The organism is Micromonospora sp. NPDC049151, from assembly GCF_040648395.1.
Lineage (GTDB): Bacteria > Actinomycetota > Actinomycetes > Mycobacteriales > Micromonosporaceae > Micromonospora.
The window spans coordinates 1-13375 of sequence record NZ_JBEZDP010000030.1 but is presented as its reverse complement, the minus strand read 5'-3'; the positions used below and the strand labels follow the sequence as shown (position 1 = coordinate 13375).

The window sequence follows — 13375 nt, the reverse complement described above, 5'->3', positions numbered from 1 at the left end:
TCAGGCGGTCTGCTCGCCGCCGGCCTGGTCGCCCGTGGCCTGGTCGGCGCGCTTCGGCGCGTACCGCGGGACGTACACCTGGCCGCTGAGCTTCTGGATCTCGGCCATCATCTCGTCGGTCATCACGCGCAGCGACGTGCGGTCGTCGGAGCGGCCGGTGAAGTCCAGCGGCTTGCCGAACTTCATGGTGATCTTGGCGCGGCCCGGACGCGGGATCCGCGTACCGATCGGCTGGGCCTTGTCGGTGCCGGTCACGCCGACCGGGATGACCGGCACGCCCGCGGCGATCGCCAGCCGGACGGTGCCGGTACGCCCGCGGTAGAGCCGCCCGTCCGGGGAGCGGGTGCCCTCCGGGTAGACGGCGACCAGGTCACCGGCCTTGAGCACCGGGATCGCCGCGTCGAACGCGGTGAGCGCGGCCCGCCCACCGGCCCGCTCGACCGGGATCGCGCCCAGCCCGGTGAGCACGAACTTGGAGAAGCCGCCCTTGAGCCCGGTGCCGTTGAAGTACTCCGACTTGGCCCAGAACGCCAGGTGGCGGGGCACCACGGTGCCGAGGAGCAGTTCGTCGGCGACGGAGAGGTGGTTGCTGGCGAAGATCGCGCCGCCGGTCGCCGGGATGTGCTCCAAACCCTCCACGTGCGGACGGAAGGCCAACCGGAGCGCGGGTGCCACGGTGAGCTTGCCGATGGTGTAGAGCAGGGGCACGGGTCCTCCGGCGGTCGTACGTGAAACAGGCGCTGTCACGGTAGCCGACGCGGCCGTCCGCCACCGAGCGGGTGGCCCGCAGTCCACTCGCTGGGGCCGGGCCCTCCTCCACCCGAGGGGGTGCAGGAGGGCCCGGTCCGCTCACACCTTGCGGACCGTCACCGTCACGCGCTCGCCCTCGCCCGCCTCACCGGCGAAGCCGTCGAGGCCCTCGGCGAAGTCGACGCTGTCGGCCAGCACCTCCCGGGCCACGAAATCGGTGTACGCGGCGACCGCCGCGCGTACCTCCTCCGAGGCGGAGACGGCCACCGTGATCCGGTCCGAGACGTCCAGGTCGGCGTCGCGGCGGGCCTGCTGCACGACGCGGACCACGTCCCGGGCCAGCCCTTCGGCGGCGAGTTCCGGCGTGACCTCGGTGTCCAGCACGACCACTCCCTCACCGCCTGGTAGCGGCGCGGAGTGCTCGGCGTCGGCGGCGACCAGGCGCAGCTCGTACTCGCCCTCGGCGAGCGTGACCCCGGCGGCGACCGGGGCACCGTCGCGCAGCTCCCACTCCCCCGCCTTGACCGCCTTGATCACCTGCTGGACGGCCTTGCCGACACGCGGGCCGAGCGCCCGCGGCACCACGGTGAGCACCTGCTGGCAGTACGCGGACACCTCGTCGGTGAGCACGACCTCCTTGACGTTCACCTCGTCGGCGACCAGGTCGGCGAAGGGCCGCAGCTGGTCGGCGACCGGCGACGCCACGGTGAGCTTCGCCAGCGGCAGCCGCACCCGCAGGCCCTTTGCCTTGCGCAGGGACAGCGCCGCCGAGGCGACCGCCCGGACGTTGTCCATCGCGGAGACCAGTTCGTGGTCGGCCGGGAACTGCGCCGCCTGCGGCCAGTCGGTCAGGTGCACCGACCGCTCGCCGGTCAGCCCCCGCCAGATCTCCTCGGCGGTCAGCGGCGCCAGCGGCGCCACCACCCGGCACAGCGTCTCCAGCACGGTCCACAGCGTGTCGAACGCGTCCGCGTCGCCGGCCCAGAACCGGTCCCGGGACCGGCGCACGTACCAGTTGGTGAGCGCGTCCAGGTAGGACCGCACGGTGGCGCAGGCGCCGGAGATGTCGTACGCGTCCATCTGCGCGCCGACGGTCGCGACCAGCTCGTTCGTCTTCGCCAGCACGTACCGGTCGAGCACGTTCGCCGAGTCGGTACGACGACGCGCGGTGTGGCCGTCGGCGTTGGCGTAGAGCGAGAAGAAGTACCAGACGTTCCACAGCGGCAGCAGCACCTGGCGCACCGCGTCCCGGATGCCCGCCTCGGTGACCGCCATGTCGCCGCCGCGCAGCACCGGCGAGGACATCAGCATCCACCGCATCGCGTCCGACCCGTAGGCGTCGAAGACGTGGTAGACGTCCGGGTAGTTGCGCAGGCTCTTGGACATCTTGCGCCCGTCCGAGCCGAGCAGGATGCCGTGGCTCAGGCAGTTGCGGAACGCCGGCCTGTCGAACAGCGCGGTGGCCAGCACGTGCATGGTGTAGAACCAGCCGCGGGTCTGCCCGATGTACTCGACGATGAAGTCGCCCGGGTAGTGGTGCTCGAACCACTCGCGGTTCTCGAACGGGTAGTGCACCTGGGCGAACGGCATCGAGCCGGACTCGAACCAGCAGTCAAGCACCTCCGGCACCCGGCGCATCATCGACTTGCCCGTCGGGTCGTCCGGGTTGGGGCGGACCAGGTCGTCCACCGCCGGCCGGTGCAGGTCGGTCAGGCGTACGCCGAAGTCACGCTCGATGTCGGCGAGCGAGCCGTACACGTCGACGCGCGGGTAGTTCGGGTCGTCGGAGCGCCACACCGGGATCGGCGAGCCCCAGAACCGGTTCCGGCTGATCGACCAGTCCCGGGCGTTCGCGAGCCACTTGCCGAACGAGCCGTCCTTGATGTGGCCGGGGGTCCAGTTGATCTGCTGGTTCAGCTCGACCATCCGGTCCTTGAACGTCGTCACCGCGACGAACCACGACGACACCGCCTTGTAGACCAGCGGGGTGTCGCAGCGCCAGCAGTGCGGGTAGGAGTGGGTGTACGTGTCCTGCCGCAGCACCACCCCCCGCTCCTTCAGCTCCCGGATCACCGGCTTGTTCACGTCGAAGACCTGCTCGCCCTGGTACGGCGGCACCAGCGCGGTGAACCGCGTGTGGTCATCCACCGTCACGACGGTGGGGATGCCGGCGGCGTTGCAGGTGTTCTGGTCGTCCTCGCCGAAGGCGGGGGCCAGGTGGACGATCCCGGTGCCGTCCTCGGTGGTGACGAAGTCCGCGCCGAGCACCTGGTAGGCGTTCGGGCCGGCCGGCTCGACGAGGAAGTCGTACAGCGGCGTGTAGCGGCGTCCGACCAGGTCGCGGCCGTACACGGTGCCGACCTGCTCGTACCCCTCGAGTTCCTTGGCGTACGCGCCGAGGCGCGCGGCACCGACGACGTAGCGCTCGCCGTCGCGTTCCAGCAGCGCGTACTCGATGTCGGGGCCGACGGCGAGCGCCAGGTTCGACGGCAGGGTCCACGGCGTGGTCGTCCAGACGCCCAGCTTGACCGGCCCGCGCAGCGGCTCCGGCGCGTTCTCGTCGGCGGTCAGCTCGAACCAGACGGTGAGCGTCGGGTCGTGCCGGTCCCGGTAGACGTCGTCCATCCGGGTCTCGGTGTTCGACAGCGGCGTCTCGCACCGCCAGCAGTACGCGAGCACCCGGAAGCCCTCGTAGACCAGCCCCTTGTCGTGCAGGGTCTTGAAGGCCCACATGACGCTTTCCATGTAGTCCAGGTCGAGCGTCTTGTAGTCGTTGGCGAAGTCGACCCAGCGGGCCTGCCGGGTGACGTACCGCTCCCAGTCGTGGGTGAACTCCAGCACCGAGGTGCGGCAGGCGTCGTTGAACCGGGCCACGCCGAGGTCCAGGATCTCCGCCTTGGTGGTGATGCCGAGCTGCTTCTCGGCCACCACCTCGGCGGGCAGGCCGTGGCAGTCCCAGCCGAACCGGCGCTCGACGCGCCGCCCGCGCATGGTCTGGTAGCGCGGCACCACGTCCTTGACGTAGCCGGTGAACAGGTGCCCGTAGTGCGGCAGGCCGTTGGCGAACGGCGGGCCGTCGTAGAAGACGTACTCGTTCTCGCCGTCGCGGCCGGCGTCGCGGGCCTCCACCGACGCCTCGAAGGTCTTGTCGGCCGTCCAGTGCTCCAGCACCCGGCGCTCGACCGCGGGCAGGTCCGGGCTTGCCGGGACACCGGCGCCGGTCGGGTCGTGCAACGGATAGGCCATCGCCTGTCGCTCTCCCTCAGCAGCTCACTCGTCTGTGGTCTGCGAGGACGAGCCGAATCCGGTACGCCGTGAACGGCGTACCGGGCGTGGCCCGCGGTACCACCCCGCTTGGCGGCCGAGGTGCGACCGCCCGCTCGTTGGCCGGCTGTGACGGGCCGTCCCGTCCGGTTCTACTGAGCCGGTGACCCGGCCGTTCTTCCGGAGGCTCACCGGTGATGGCCGGGTCGTCGCCTGTGGGTTCAAGCGTACTCGACCTCCCACCCGCCGCGCCGCCGAGTATCGCCCGCCCCACCTCTCCCCCGGCGATCATGAGGTTGACGGCGACATCCGAGATCGACATCGCCGCCAACACCCTCCTGGGCGGCGGACCCGTCCGGCACCACCACGCCGATCGGCAGGTCGTTGGCGATCACCTTCCAGGTGGCGCGGGACGCGCGCAGCTCCCGGATCAGCCACTCGCGCTGCGCCCTGCCGAGCAGGCCGCGGTGGCGGTCGGCGTACGTGTTGCCGTCGTTCGGGTCCTTGTAGGTGCGCATGTCCAGCACGAACACGTCCAGCAGCGGCCCGTACGACAGCTTGCGGTACATCGGCCCGCCCGCCGGCACCGGCAGCCACTCGTGGAACGCCTGCCGGGCCCGGGCGGCGAGCACGTCCACGCGCTTCTCGCCGTACCGCTCGTCGGTCAGGATCTCCCCCGGGTACCAGTTGTTCACCACCTCGTGGTCGTCCCACTGGTTGATCTGCGGCACCTGGGCGGCGAACGCCCGCAGGTGCTCGTCGAGCAGGTTGTACGCGAACTGTCCCCGGTACTCGGCCAGCGTCTCGGCCACCTTGCTCTTCTCCGGCGTCACCAGGTTGCGCCAGGTGCGGCCGTCCGGCAGCACCACGCTCTCCGTCAGCGGGCCGTCGGCGTACACGGTGTCGCCGCCGCACAGGAAGAAGTCCGGGCGGCGCTCCCGCATGGCCCGGAAGATCGCCAGGCCGTCGAAGTCCGGGCTGATCCCCCAGCGGTGAAGTCGCCGGTGGGGTCGACCACCGGGCCGCGCACCAGGCGGGCGCCGCGCAGGTCCGGGCGGCGGCTGACCTCGACCAGCATCCGGCCGGGCCGGTCCGCGCGGGTCCAGACCAGCGCCGACTCGGCGGTCACGTCGCCGCTCTGCACGCCGTGGGTGAGCAGCGGCCGGCCGCCGGGCCGCCATCCGGGCGCGGCGGGCGCGCCGGGCGCGCCGAGCAGCGCGCCGCCGGCGACTCCGGCACCGGCGACCAGGCCGGCGCGGAGCAGGGTACGTCGATCGAAGTGCGTCATGGGTTCTCCCGGTCTCGGCAGTGTCGCCAGCCCGGTCTACCGGCCGCAGGTGGCCGGGAACTCCGGTCGAGGTGACCGGCATGTCAACGCCCGCTGTCCAGCGCCCGATCATGACCACCGTCACACCGCCGTCCCGTCACACCGCGCCCGCGCCACCTCGTCCTGTCCGCGTACCCAACCTCGAGGAGGCGGCGATGAGCCGGATGGACATGGTGGCGGTGGCACCGGAGGCGTACCAGGCCGTGCTGGGCCTGGAGAAGTACGTCCGGGCGAACGTGGACCACACCGTGCTGGAGCTGGTGAAGCTGCGGGCGTCGATGCGCAACGGCTGCGCGTTCTGCGTCGACATGCACAGCCGGGACGCGCTGGCGGCCGGTGAGGACAGCCGCCGGCTGTTCGCTGTGGCGGCGTGGCGCGAGGCGCCGTTCTTCGACGAGCGGGAGCGGGCCGCGCTGGCCCTCACCGACGCGGTGACCCGGCTCGGCGAGCACGGCGTGCCGGACGAGGTCTGGGACGCCGCGGCGAAGGTGTGGTCGGAGAAGGAACTGGCGGACCTGGTGATGGCGATCGCCACCATCAACGTGTGGAACCGGATCGCGGTGACCTGCCAGACCCAGCCGCCCGCCCTGGCCTGAGGGCGGCCCTGGTCTGACGGCGGCCTGTGTCTGAATGCGGACACACGACGGCCCCGGTCCCGCGAAGACGCGGGGCCGGGGCCGTCGGCGGGTCGGTCAGGCCAGCTCGGGGAACCAGAGCGCGATCTCGCGCTTGGCGCTGTCCGCCGAGTCGGAGGCGTGCACCAGGTTCTCCCGGTTCGACAGCGACAGGTCGCCGCGGATGGTGCCGGCGGCGGCCTTGCGGCCGTCGGTGCTGCCGATCATCGCGCGCACCACCTCGATCACCTGGTCGCCGGAGAGCACGAGCGCCACCAGCGGTCCGCTGGTCATGAACGTCTTCAGCGGCGGGTAGAACGGCTTGTCGACGTGCTCGGCGTAGTGCTGGTCGGCGAAGTCGCCGTCCATGGTCCGGCTCACCATCGCGTCGATCCGCAGGCCCTTGCGCTCGAAGCGGGACAGGATCTCGCCCACCAGACCCCGGCGCACCGCGTCGGGCTTGATCAGTACGAGCGTCCGCTCGTCCGGGCTGCTGCTGGACACGCTGGTTGCCTCCTGTGCGCTCAACGGGGTTCGGCTGGGTACGGTCAGCGTAGCGACCCGGTCCCGACGCCGGCGCGGCGGCTGCGTCTTCCCTGGCCCGCCGCGGCGGCCTAGCCTGACCATGGAACCCCTGGGAGGTCCACTGTGGCGAATGGCGGGAACCGCACGATCGCGCCGGTACGCAAACTGATCGGCGTGGTGCTGGGCACCGTCGCCACCTTCGTGACGGTGTTCGGGCTCGGCATGACGAGCTGGGCCATCGTGGCCCTCGGCGTCGCCCTGCTCGTGCTGGCGATCGCCCTGGCCACGGTGCGCGGCGGCGGTCGCACCTGGGTGATCGGCCTGGGGCACGTGCACAGCGCCTCCGAGCCACCCACCCAGTACGCGTTCGGCCGGTGCGAGCTGCAACTCGTCATCGACGCGCCGGGGCTGCCGCCCCGCTCCAAGAAGATCATCGAGCCTCGGGTGCCGGTCGCCAAGTGGCCCTCGCTGGGCCAGGCGCTGCCGGTCCGGGTGGCGCTCGACGACCAGCGGCACGTACGCGTGCTCTGGGACGAGGTGCCCACGCACACGGAGAGCGCCGCCGCCGTCGCCGATATGCCGCCCGAGTACGCCCCCGAGCCGGACCCGCTGGACGAGCCGCTGATCGCGCAGGAGGCGCCGCCGTGGGCCGGGCGCGCGCCGGAGGACGACTTCCGCGACGACTACCCGCCCGCGCCGGACCCGTACCTGGACGACGTCCCGCCCCGGGCCGAGGAACGCGAGCCGGTGGTGCTGCACCAGAGCCCTGGCGGCCCGGTGGTGCTGGAGGGGCAGCTCGTCGAACGGGCCGCCACCACCGGCCCGCTCCCCCGCCGTGCCCCCGCGCCCCGCGCACCGGCCGAGGAGCCGGCCGACACGGTGCGTGTCGACACGGTGCTCGCCGACCCCGGACCGGCGGTCGACCCTGAACCGGCAGCCGACGCCGGACCGGTAGCCGACCCCGCGCCGGCAGCTGACACCCTGCCCGACCCGATCGACGTGCCGCTGGACGATCCCTCGGACTCTCCTCGGCGCTCCGACGTGCCGCCGACCGCCGAGGAACTGGACGAGGCGATCTTCGGCTCGGCCGAGCCGGACGATCTGGCCAGCCCGATCAGTGGCGTCGGCATCACGCTGCTCGTCGCCGACCTGGACCGGTCCCTCGACTTCTACCGCGAACTGGGCTTCGACGAACTGGACCGGGGCGAGGGCAACGCCGTGCTCTCCTCCGGCCCGACCCGGCTGGTGCTGCGCCGGGTGACCGGTGCCGCCCCGATCAGCCGCCGGCTGGTGCACGTCAACCTGGAGGTGGACGACATCCAGGGGGCGTACGAGCGGCTGCGCGACTCCGGCGTCCGGTTCACGTACGCCCCGCGCGTGGTCAACCGGGGCACCAAGCTGGAGGTGTGGGCGGCGGCGTTCCGCGACCCCGACGGCCACGGCGTGGCCCTGACCCAGTGGCGCACGCTCGCCGACGCCTGAGCCGTACCCGGCGGCCGTCCTCAGCCGAGGATGACCCGCCGCACGTGCAGCGCGTACGCCCACACCAGCGCGAACATCACCCCGAGCGCGAACAGCGACCAGTGCAGCAGCCCGGAGAGCAGCAGCAGACCCTGGAGCACGGTGCCGGCGTGCCACGCCCACGGGCGGCGCATCATGCCGGCCAGCACCACGCAGGCGACCGCCAGCGCCACGATCGCGCCGATCGCCGCGCCGCTCAGGTCACCGCCGACCACCCGGATCGGCTGGATGGCCAGCAGCAGCACCAGCGCCTCCAGCGACATCGTGCCGGCGCCCAGCCCGCGTACCGCCTTGTCCGGGTTCCGTAGCCCGGACCGCCGCCCGCCGTCCGGCGCCCGGTCCTCCGCCGCGTCGCCAGCCGGCTGCTGCGGACCCGTCGCCTGCTCCGGACCCGTCGGCTGCTCAGCGCCGGCCGGGCGCTGCTGCGGGCCGGTCATCGCTTGAGCAGCCGGCGGGCGTCGGCCACTGTCACCACCGATCCGGTGATCAGCACGCCCACCCCGGACAGTTCGCCCGGCACGTCCGCCTCGGCCTCCGCCACGGCCGCCTCGATGGCGTCGGGCATCTCCCGGGTCGCCTGCACCCGCTCCGGCCCGAAGATCTCCCGCGCCAGCGCGGCCAGCTCGTCCACCGGCATCGCCCGGGCCGAGCTGTTCTCCGCCACCACGATCGAGTCGAGCACCGGTTCGAGCAGTTCCAGCAGGCTCGCCGCGTCCTTGTCGCCGAGCACCGCCAGCACGCCGACGAGCTTGCTGAACGCGAACTCCTCCTGCACGGCGGCGACCGTGGCAGCCATCCCGTGCGGGTTGTGCGCGCCGTCGAGCAGCACCGTCGGGGCGGTACGCACCCGCTCCAGCCGGCCCGGCGAACTGGTGGCGGCGAAGCCCTCACGGACCGCCTCGATGTCGAGCTGCCGCCGGGCCCCGGCGCCCAGGAACGCCTCCACGGCGGCGAGCGCCACCGCCGCGTTCTGCGCCTGGTGCGCGCCGTGCAGCGGGATGAAGATCTCCTCGTACACCCCGCCCAGGCCCTGGATGGTCAGCACCTGGCCGCCGACGGCCACCGCGCGGCGCAGCACGCCGAACTCGGCGCCCTCCCGCGCGACGGTGGCGTTCACCTCGGCGCAGCGTTCCAGGATCGGCCGGGCCGCATCCTCCTCCTGCGCCGCCGCGATGACTGTGGCGCCGGGGTGGATGATGCCCGCCTTGTGCAGCGCGATGTCCTCGATCGTGTCGCCGAGCCACTCGGTGTGGTCCAGCCCGATCGGGGTGATCACGGCGACGCCGGCCTGGATGACGTTCGTCGCGTCCTCCGCGCCGCCGAGCCCGACCTCCACCACCGCCACGTCGACCGGAGCGTCGGCGAACGTGGCGAACGCCAGCGCCGTGGTCATGTCGAAGTAGGTCAGCGGCTCGGCGAACCGCTGGTCGACCAGCTCGGCCAGCGGCGCGATCTCGCGGTACGTGGACACGAACCGCTCCTCGCTCACCGATTCGCCGTCCAGGCTGATCCGCTCCCGGACGGTCTCCAGGTGCGGGCTCGTGTAGCGGCCGGTGTGCAGCCCGAACGCCCGCAGCAGCGAGTCGATCATCCGGGCCGTCGAGGTCTTGCCGTTGGTTCCGGTCAGGTGGATCGACGGGTACGCCCGCTGCGGGCTGCCCAGCAGGTCGAGCAGGGTCTCGATCTTCTCCAGCTCGAAGTGCATCCGGGTGAAGCCGCGCGCGTTGAGCGCGGCCTCCACCTCGGCGAACTCGGTGCGGTCGCTCATGCGGCACCACTTTCCGTTCGCGACTGCGGGGCTCGCGCCCCCGGCTCTCTCCTCGCGCTCACGAGGGCAGCGCCTCCAGGGCGGCGTCGATCCGGACCAGGTCCGCCTCGGCCACCGCCAGCCGTTCGCGGATCTTCGCCACCACCGGTTCGGGCGCCTTGCCGACGAACGCCGGATTGTCCAGCTTCGCCCGCGCCTGGGTGGCCTCCTTCTCGGCCGCCGCCCGGTCCTTGGTGAGCCGGGCGCGCTCGGCGGCCACGTCGATCGAGCCGCGGGTGTCGAGCGCGACGCTCACCGCACCGGGCATGGCGAGCGTGGCGCTGGCCTGGAAGCCGTCGCCGGGCGCGTCGAGCCGGGCCAGCGAGCGCACCAGCGGCTCGTGCGCCGCGATGCCCGCGCCGGCCAGGCCGTCGAGCCGCGCCGCGACCCGCTGGGTCGGCCGCAGCCCCTGGTCGGAGCGGAACCGCCGGACCTCGGTCACCACCCGCTGAAGCGTGGCGACCTCGCCCTCCGCGGCGTCGTCGATCAGGGTACGGTCGGCGACCGGCCAGGACGCCGTCAGCACGGTCTCGCCGCCGCTGAGCGCGGACCACAGCTCGTCGGTGACGAACGGGATGACCGGGTGCAGCAGCCGCAGGAGCTGGTCCAGCACGTGTCCGAGCACCCGGCGGGTGGTGTCGGCAGCCGGCCCACCCTCGGCGAGCACCGGCTTGCTCAGCTCCACGTACCAGTCGCAGACGTCGTCCCAGGCGAAGTGGTAGAGCAGGTCACAGACCTTGGCGAACTCGTACGCCTCGAACTGCTCGTCCACCTCGGCCGTGACGTGCGCCAGCCGGGACAGGATCCACCTGTCGACGGTGGATAGGCCTGCGGCGTCCGGCAGCGGGCCGTCGGTGTGCGCGCCGTTCAGGAGCGCGAAGCGGGTGGCGTTCCAGAGCTTGTTGCAGAAGTTGCGGGAGCCCTGGCACCACTCCTCGCTGACCGGCACGTCCTGACCGGGGTTCGCGCCCCGGGCCAGCGTGAACCGGGTCGCGTCGGCGCCGAAGCGGTCGATCCAGTCCAGCGGGTCCACCACGTTGCCGAACGACTTCGACATCTTCTTGCCGTGCTCGTCGCGGACCATGCCGTGCAGCGCCACCACGTCGAACGGCTGCACGCCGTCCATCGCGTACAGGCCGAACATCATCATCCGGGCGACCCAGAAGAACAGGATGTCGTAGCCGGTGACGAGCACGCTGGTCGGGTAGAACTTCGCCAGGTCGGGGGTGCGCTCGGGCCAGCCGAGCGTGGAGAACGGCCACAGGCCGCTGGAGAACCAGGTGTCCAGGACGTCCTCGTCCTGCCGCCAGCCCTCGCCGGTCGGCGGCTCCTCGTCCGGGCCGACGCAGACGATCTCGCCGTCCGGGCCGTACCAGACGGGGATGCGGTGGCCCCACCACAGCTGGCGGGAAATGCACCAGTCATGCATGTTGTCGACCCAGGCGAAGTAGCGCTTGGCCAGCTCGGCCGGCTCGATCTTCACCCGGCCGTCGCGCACCGCGTCACCGGCCGCCTTCGCCAGCGGCGCGGTGTTGACGAACCACTGCAACGACAGGCGCGGCTCGACAGTCGTCTTGCACCGCGAGCAGTGCCCCACCGCGTGCAGGTACGGCCGCTTCTCGGCCACGATCCGGCCCTGCTCGCGCAGCGCCGCGACGATCGCCGGCCGGGCCTCGTACCGGTCCAGGCCCTGGAACGGGCCGGGCGCGGTGATGACGCCGCGCTCGTCCATGATCGTCAGCGAGGGCAGGTCGTGCCGCTGGCCGATCTCGAAGTCGTTCGGGTCGTGCGCCGGGGTCACCTTGACCATGCCGGTCCCGAAGCTCGGGTCGACGTGCTCGTCGGCGACGATCGGGATGCGCCGGTCGGTGAGCGGAAGCTCCACCTCGGTGCCGATCAGGTGCCGGTAGCGCTCGTCGTCGGGGTGCACCGCCACCGCCGTGTCGCCGAGCATCGTCTCCGCGCGGGTGGTCGCCACCACGACCTCGTCGCCGTAGCGGATCGACACCAGCTCGCCCTCGTCGTCGGTGTGCTCCACCTCGATGTCGGACAGCGCGGTGAGGCAACGCGGGCACCAGTTGATGATCCGGTTGGCCCGGTAGATGAGCCCGTCGTCGAAGAGCTTCTTGAACATGGTCTGCACGGCCCGGGACAGGCCCTCGTCCATGGTGAAGCGCTCACGGTCCCAGTCGACCGCGTCGCCGAGCCGGCGCATCTGGCCGAGGATCGCGCCGCCGGACTCGGCCTTCCACTGCCAGACCCGCTCGACGAACTTCTCCCGTCCGAGGTCGTGGCGGGACAGCCCTTCCCCGGCGAGCTGCCGCTCGACCAGGTTCTGGGTGGCGATACCGGCGTGGTCCATGCCCGGCAGCCAGAGCGCCTCGTACCCCTGCATCTTCTTGCGCCGGGTGAGCGCGTCCATGAGGGTGTGCTCGAACGCGTGCCCCATGTGCAGCGACCCGGTGACGTTCGGCGGCGGGATGACGATGGTGAACGGCGGCTTCTCGCTGTCCGCCGACGCCCGGAAGTGGCCGCCGGCTACCCACTGCTCGTACCGTCGCTGCTCTACCTCGCCGGGCTGGTACTGGCCGGCGAGGGTCGGGGCGTCGGGGCGTCGGGCATCCAGTCTCTCGGTCACCCTGAAAGTCTACGGAGCGCTTTCGGGGACCCGACGTGCACCACCTGTGATTCGCGTACGGTGGCGGTCATGTCCGATGCGCATCTCACGGAGCGCGCGGTCGACGGGGGTTCCGATCCGTTCGAGCTGACCGAAGAGCCGATCGAGCTGAGCCGCCGCGACCCCGCGCAGGAGTCCGAACGCCGTCCGTTCTCGCGGCGCCGGAAGATCGTCCTTGCCGCCCTGGTCGCGGCCGGCCTGGCCGGTGCCGGCGCCTTCGGAGTGGGCGGCTGGCGCGTGCTCCAGCAGAAGGACACGACCCTCGGCCAGCCCGCCGAGGTGGCCGGGCTGGTGCGGGACGACAGTGAGCGGGCCCGCAGCACCGCTGAGTACCTGCGCGACGGGCTGGCCGCCGACATCGAGCTGGACCGCGGCTTCGGGGCTGTCTACTCCGACCGGGGAGACGTCAAGCGCTCGGTGCTCCTGTTCGGCGGCACCACGCTGCTGTGGCAGCCCGAACGCGACCTGGACACCCTGTTCGGGCTGATGGCGGACGAGACCGGCCGGGTGGCCGGGTTGCGCGAGGTGGACGCCGGCCGCCTGGGCGGCGTGATGAAGTGCGGTACGACCACCGGCGACGGTGGCGACTTCGCGGTGTGCGGCTGGGCCGACCACGGCAGCGTCGTAATGGGGATGTTCCCGGGCCGCCGGATCGACGACGCGGCAGCGCTGTTCCGCGACATCCGCGAGTCCGTCCAGAGCCGCTGACCCCGCTCATCCGAGGGCCGGCTCCGGCCGGCTTTCCGGGACTCAACGCAATTCAGGGCCACCCCGTGTGGGGTGGCCCTGAATTGAAAGATTGTCCGGCGGTGTCCTACTCTCCCACACCCTCCCGAGTGCAGTACCATCGGCGCTGGAGGGCTTAGCTTCCGGGTTCGGAATGTGACCGG

The 13375-nt window shown here is 72.1% G+C and carries 9 protein-coding genes, 1 rRNA gene and 1 pseudogene; 3 read left to right on the top strand and 8 right to left on the bottom strand.

Annotation, left to right across the window (positions count from 1 at the left end):
- The 3 genes and pseudogenes from AB0B20_RS26335 to AB0B20_RS26325 all read right to left on the bottom strand — a co-directional run.
- Positions 1–708 (bottom strand): lysophospholipid acyltransferase family protein, encoded by a 708-nt coding sequence (locus AB0B20_RS26335; RefSeq protein WP_357391067.1) that lies wholly within the window; start codon positions 706–708, stop codon positions 1–3.
- 141 nt (positions 709–849) lie between these two features.
- On the bottom strand, positions 850–3996 hold the full coding sequence (gene ileS, locus AB0B20_RS26330) for an isoleucine--tRNA ligase (protein ID WP_357391065.1): 3147 nt from the start codon (positions 3994–3996) through the stop codon (positions 850–852).
- A gap of 347 nt (positions 3997–4343) precedes the next feature.
- Positions 4344–5302, bottom strand: a pseudogene (locus AB0B20_RS26325) (alkaline phosphatase D family protein); the annotation flags it as partial.
- A gap of 194 nt (positions 5303–5496) precedes the next feature.
- On the opposite strand from AB0B20_RS26325, the gene AB0B20_RS26320 reads away from it, so the two are divergent.
- Positions 5497–5937 carry a carboxymuconolactone decarboxylase family protein gene (locus tag AB0B20_RS26320; RefSeq protein ID WP_357391061.1) on the top strand — a complete coding sequence of 147 codons (441 nt, stop codon included), beginning with the start codon at positions 5497–5499 and terminating at the stop codon, positions 5935–5937.
- 96 nt (positions 5938–6033) lie between these two features.
- Here the strand turns inward: AB0B20_RS26320 and ndk are convergent, their stop codons facing one another.
- Positions 6034–6459, bottom strand: coding sequence for a nucleoside-diphosphate kinase (gene ndk, locus AB0B20_RS26315; protein ID WP_030503075.1), 426 nt, complete (start codon positions 6457–6459; stop codon positions 6034–6036).
- Positions 6460–6603: 144 nt separating this feature from the next.
- On the opposite strand from ndk, the gene AB0B20_RS26310 reads away from it, so the two are divergent.
- On the top strand, positions 6604–7962 hold the full coding sequence (locus tag AB0B20_RS26310) for a VOC family protein (RefSeq protein WP_357474318.1): 1359 nt from the start codon (positions 6604–6606) through the stop codon (positions 7960–7962).
- A 20-nt stretch (positions 7963–7982) separates the two neighbouring features.
- Here AB0B20_RS26310 and AB0B20_RS26305 read toward each other — a convergent pair whose 3' ends face one another.
- From AB0B20_RS26305 to AB0B20_RS26295, 3 genes are read right to left on the bottom strand one after another with little or no spacing between them, the layout of a single operon-like run.
- Positions 7983–8438 carry a DUF4233 domain-containing protein gene (locus tag AB0B20_RS26305; RefSeq protein ID WP_357474315.1) on the bottom strand — a complete coding sequence of 152 codons (456 nt, stop codon included), beginning with the start codon at positions 8436–8438 and terminating at the stop codon, positions 7983–7985.
- A complete protein-coding gene (locus tag AB0B20_RS26300) occupies positions 8435–9769 on the bottom strand; it encodes a folylpolyglutamate synthase/dihydrofolate synthase family protein (protein WP_357474312.1) in 1335 nt (444 codons plus the stop codon). The genes AB0B20_RS26305 and AB0B20_RS26300 overlap by 4 nt, the downstream gene beginning before the upstream one ends.
- A gap of 58 nt (positions 9770–9827) precedes the next feature.
- Positions 9828–12446: a valine--tRNA ligase gene (locus AB0B20_RS26295; RefSeq protein ID WP_357474309.1), complete on the bottom strand. Its 2619-nt coding sequence runs from the start codon at positions 12444–12446 to the stop codon at positions 9828–9830.
- Positions 12447–12515: 69 nt separating this feature from the next.
- On the opposite strand from AB0B20_RS26295, the gene AB0B20_RS26290 reads away from it, so the two are divergent.
- Positions 12516–13193 (top strand): hypothetical protein, encoded by a 678-nt coding sequence (locus AB0B20_RS26290; protein WP_357474306.1) that lies wholly within the window; start codon positions 12516–12518, stop codon positions 13191–13193.
- A gap of 93 nt (positions 13194–13286) precedes the next feature.
- On the opposite strand, the gene rrf is transcribed toward AB0B20_RS26290, so the two are convergent.
- A 5S ribosomal RNA gene (gene rrf, locus AB0B20_RS26285) occupies positions 13287–13375 on the bottom strand; the annotation flags it as partial.